General features: G+C 58.4%; 2 protein-coding genes. Both read left to right on the forward strand.

The features are described from left to right. Positions 1-18: 18 nt before the first annotated feature. Complete coding sequence (locus tag AC2VLY_RS13050; RefSeq protein WP_486922426.1) at positions 19-4,095, forward strand: SDR family NAD(P)-dependent oxidoreductase; 4,077 nt, start codon at positions 19-21, stop codon at positions 4,093-4,095. A gap of 9 nt (positions 4,096-4,104) precedes the next feature. Then, on the forward strand, positions 4,105-5,083 hold a 979-nt coding region (locus AC2VLY_RS13055; RefSeq protein WP_486891826.1), incomplete at its 3' end, for an aminotransferase class I/II-fold pyridoxal phosphate-dependent enzyme.

Raw genomic sequence — 5,083 nt, forward strand, 5'->3', positions numbered from 1 at the left:
CAACTGTCCGGCAGCGCGATGTCAGAACCCTACCTGCTTCATCCCGCTTTGCTCGACGGCGCCATGCAGTTATTTGTGGATTTTCTGGCGCAAAGTCCGGTTCCGGCGGGCTGGGCTTATGTTCCCGTGCGTTTTGCCGGGCTCAGCGTCTTTGTACCGGGAACGCAGAAGCTGCGGGTTGTGGTCGAAGTTCTACGCCACTCTCCCCAGTCGCTGCTGGCCCGCCTCAGCTTTTGGGGAGAAGCTGGCGAACTCGTCGCCTGCTGCGACAGCCTGCGTTTACGCCGGGTGCGGTTGCAGAAGCCGGAAAGAGAAAAGCTCCGCTATGTCCAGTCGGTGCTGCGCCCCGTACCGCGTCCTGAACATCAGCATTTTGTCGCAGAACTGGATCAGCCGCGTATCCACAGCATTTTTGCCCGGCATCAGTCCGGACAACCCGCTTTGCAGCTTTATGCGCAAGAATATTCGCCACTGATTCATACCCTGTTACAGACTTACGCCGCAGAATCAGCAGGCCACAGTGACCCGGAAGTGGCGGCGCACGATATCTGGCAAATGCTTTTACAGGATTATCCCGAGTTTTTCCCGATTACCCTGGCGGTTGGCCGATATGGGCTGGGTACCCAAGGTGAAGCTGCTGAGGATGCTCCCGACGGCTCTTTGCTGGCAGACCTGATGCCGGTATTGATGGATACCCTCAGCCCTTCACTGGTGCTTTGTCTGCAAGATCTGCAAAACCAGTGTCTACAGCAGTTATCTGCTGCGCAAACATTGAATTTCATGGAAATTTGCAGTGGCGAACCGGAAGCACTCGCGCTCTGGGCAGAAAATACCGACCCGCGCATATCCCTATGGCGGGCTTATGCATCGGAAGACGTCGAAACCCGGGAAGACAAACCCTGGCAGTCCGTGCTAATCACTACAACTCCTTGCGCAGCCATGCATTTGATCTGGTTGCGTCTGGATGCCGCGCTGTCGGAACATCATTGGCAGATGCTGGAATTTGCCGAGCGCTGCCTGGTACCCGGCGGGTTGTTGCTGGTCCAGGGAGTGGAACCCGAAAACTGGTGGAGTGAAGTGGATCCTGCGGCAAGTGCTCTCCCCTCGCGAACGCAGATTCAGGACTGGCTGGAGCAGCGCGGCATCGCCCTGAGTCTGGCTTTGACACCAGACGAAGCAGCGGGAGCTTATGGCTTTATTGCCCGTAAAAGCCTGGAGCAGTCAGCATTCCTTGAACAGATCCGTACCGAACCGGCTGCTGCGGTACTGCTCTGCAGCAGCCCCGACCATAATGGGGTAGAGAGCGTTGCCGCCTGTTTACTGGAAAACGCCCTGGCGGCCCAGGGGTTGGAATGCCGGCATTTGCCCTGGCCGGTGGAGGGGACGTCGCCGCCATTCACTGCATCTGCTGAAGTCAAGCCGATAGCCGGAATGATTTTTCTGCCGGATTTTGCGGATGGAGAGGATCTGTCAGCAGAAGGCGTATCAGCCGCCAGCAGGCTGCGCATGGACTGCGAACGCTTACAACAGGCGGGACTCTGGTGTCTGCGTCAGGACCCGGTCATCCCCTTGCTACTGTTGAGTGATGGCGGTTTGGGAGGGGCTGCTTCTGCGACTGCCTTCGGCGCCATACACAGTCTGGGACAGGCTGGTCTGTGTGGTTTTGCCCGCAGTCTGCAAAACGAATGGCCAGAGCTGAAGTTGCGCATTGTGGATTGGGGGCAGGGGAGTCCCGAGACCGTACAAATGGTTGTTACAGAATACCTGAGCCCCGGTCCTGAAACCGAGCTTCTGCTGGATGTTCAGGGCGGACGCTATATTTTGCAGGTGCAGGAAGGCACTGCCCCGGAATTACAGCCGGCTAGTCATGATAATCCGCAAACCCCGACGCAACCCGTTCAGCCCGTACCCATCCAGCAACTCCAATTTTCCCTGCCCGGCCAGCTCCGTCATCTGCAGTGGGTAGACGTGCCAGAGCAGACCCCCGGGGCGCATGAAGTGGAAATTGCCGTAGACAGTACCGGGCTTAATTTTCGCGATGTCATGTATGCCCTGGGTCTGCTGGCGGATGAAGCCCTGGAAAACGGTTTCTCCGGTCCCACGCTGGGCCTGGAATTTGCGGGCAGAATCCGGCGGGTAGGGGCTGCTGTGACGCAATGGCAGGTAGGCGACGCAGTGCTGGGCTTTGCCCCGGCCAGTTTCAGCACGCGCCTGATCACGTCGGAGCAGGCCATTACCCGCATCCCCGAAGGCCTGTCCATGCGTGCCGCCGCCACCATTCCCACGGTTTTCCTGACCGCCTGGTATGCGTTGCACACGCTGGCCCAGTTGCAGACTGGCGAAAAAGTCCTCATTCACGGGGCTGCCGGTGGGGTGGGCATTGCCGCCATCCAGATAGCCCAGCATTTGGGGGCGGAAATTTATGCTACGGCAGGCTCGCCGCAAAAACGCGATTTTCTGCGTCTGTTGGGGGTTCAGCACATTTATGACTCGCGCAGCCTGGATTTTGCCGACGCCATTCTGGCCGATACCCAAGGCGAAGGGGTAGATGTTCTGCTGAACAGCCTGTATGGCGAGGCGGTCCTGCGCAATCTCCAGATACTCAAACCCTTCGGACGTTTTCTGGAACTGGGAAAACGCGATTTTTACGAAAACAATGCCATTGGCCTGCGACCCTTCCGCAATAATCTCAGTTACTTCGGCATTGATGCCGATCAGCTCCTGAAAGGTCGACCGCAACTCACCCAGACCCTCTTTACGGAAATCATGTCCCGTTTCGAGGCGGGAGACTTCTTCCCGCTGCCCGCTACCCGTTTCCCTGCCTCCCGAGTCACCGATGCCTTCCGGCACATGCAGCAGGCCCGCCAGATCGGTAAGGTGGTGGTCGAGATGAGCGCACCCTATCTGCCCCATGCGCCCCGATCCGAAGCGGCTTTGCGCTTACAACTCAATGGGGAAGCGGCTTACCTGATTACCGGGGGGCTGGGTGGCTTTGGCCTCGCGACAGCACAGCGGCTGGTGGAGCGTGGTGCCAGAAAGCTGGTGCTGGTCAGTCGCAGCGGTCAACCTGACCCGGCTGCCGACCTCATCCTCAATGGCTTACGCACGCAAGGCGTGCAGGTCCACGCCTGGTCCTGCGATGTCCGCGAAAGCCCTCAGGTACAGATGCTCATCCAGCGTATCACCCGGGAAGTCGGTCCCCTGCACGGCATCATCCACGCGGCTGCCGTCATCGAAGACGCCCTGGCCCAGAATCTCGACGCGGAGCTGATGGATAAAGTTGTCCAGCCCAAGGTGGCCGGTGCCTGGAATCTGCATCAGGCCAGCCTCAATCAGCCCCTGGAGTTTTTTGTCCTCTATTCCTCCATCACCACCCTACTCGGCAATCCGGGGCAGGCGCATTATGTGGCGGCCAACAGCTGGATGGAGGCTTTCGCGCAATGGCGGCGTCAGCAGGGGCTGGCCGCTCTGGCCATTCTCTGGGGAGCCATTGCCGATGTGGGGTATTTGACCAGACACGAAAAAACCCGTGACTTATTGCAGCAACGTCTGGGTGGAGCCGCATTGACTGCCAGTACCGCCCTGGATGTGCTGGAAAACATGATGGTCAGTGACGCGCATGGCTGGATGGTGGCTGATCTCGACTGGCGTGCCCTTCAGCGTTTTCTGCCGGTGGCCACAAGCCCCCGTTTTGCGGCGGTTATGCCCTCTGGAAAGGCCGATGCAACGTCCAGTGATGAAGACCTGCGCAGTCACTTGCAAAGCCTGCCCACGGCCGAAGCAGAACAATTGCTGGTGGATACCGTCCGCCGGGAAGTCGCCCAGATTCTGCGCCTGTCAGCAGATAAAATCACGCCCGATCAGAATCTCAGTCAACTCGGTCTCGACTCGCTCATGGGCGTTGAACTGGTCCTGGCTTTGGAAGAACGTGTGGGTGTCAAATTACCCGCTTTTCTGCTCAGTGAGGGGCCAACTCCCTTGCGTCTGGCGCGGCGTTTGGTGCAGTCTTTGAGTAACGACCCAGAACAACAGTATGTTCCGGGTGCCGCAAGCATTACCCGTGAACAGCTGGAAGCCCAACACGGTGTTACCTGAGACCGGAAAATGACCAAAGCTGATCGTAGTATCGCCGCCCAGTTCAAGGAAAAGCTCATCCAGAAAGGTCTGGAACAGCGCCTGCAAAAAATACAGGCGGCCCCCGCGCCCGGGGCCAAAATTGGCGGAGCGGAAATTCCCGAAGCTTTCACCCGCTTTGATCGCCAACCCGGTTATCAGCAAGTGCATCTCATGCAGGAAAGCGCGGAGCGCTTTGGCGTCAAAAGCCCCTTTTTCCATGTGCACCAGGGCACTGCCGGGGCGCATAGTGCCATCGACGGACGGCGCGTCATCAATTTTGGCAGCTACAATTATCTCGGTCTTTCCGGACATCCCGAAGTGAATGCTGCCGCTCAGGCTGCCATTGCCCAATACGGCAGTTCGGTATCTGCCAGCCGCATTGTGGCGGGTGAACGCCCCCTGCACCGGCAACTGGAACAAGCCCTGGCCAATTTTTACGGGGTCGATGATGCCCTGACTTTTGTCAGCGGTCACGCCACCAATGTCACCACCATCGGGCATTTACTGGGTGCACGTGATCTGATTCTGCACGATGAATATGCCCATAACAGCATTGTCCAGGGAGCCCTGTTGTCGGGCGCCCAACGCCTCAGTTTTCCGCATAATGATCTGAATGCACTCGAAACCCTGTTACGTCAGCAGCGGCGCAAAGCGGAGCGGGTCCTGATTGTGGTAGAGGGAATGTACAGCATGGACGGAGATTTCCCCGACCTGCCGCGCCTGATCGACCTGAAAAAAAAGCATAAGGCCTGGCTGATGGTAGATGAAGCCCATTCTTTCGGCGTCTTGGGTGCCACCGGCCGGGGCATTGCCGAGCATTTCAGTGTCAATACCCACGATGTCGATATCTGGATGGGCACCCTCAGCAAAACCCTCGCCGCCTGTGGTGGGTATATTGCCGGAGAGCAGGCCCTGATCGAATTGGTGCTGGACCGCTCAGTGTGTGCGGTGACGCACGGCGGGATGG

It is taken from the genome of Acidithiobacillus sp. TH-A36 (genome assembly GCF_057473445.1).

Excerpts from the sequence above, each read along its gene's own strand:
- AC2VLY_RS13050 (WP_486922426.1), top strand. The coding sequence starts at position 19 with ATGTCAGAACCCTACCTGCTTCATCCCGCTTTGCTCGACGGCGCCATG.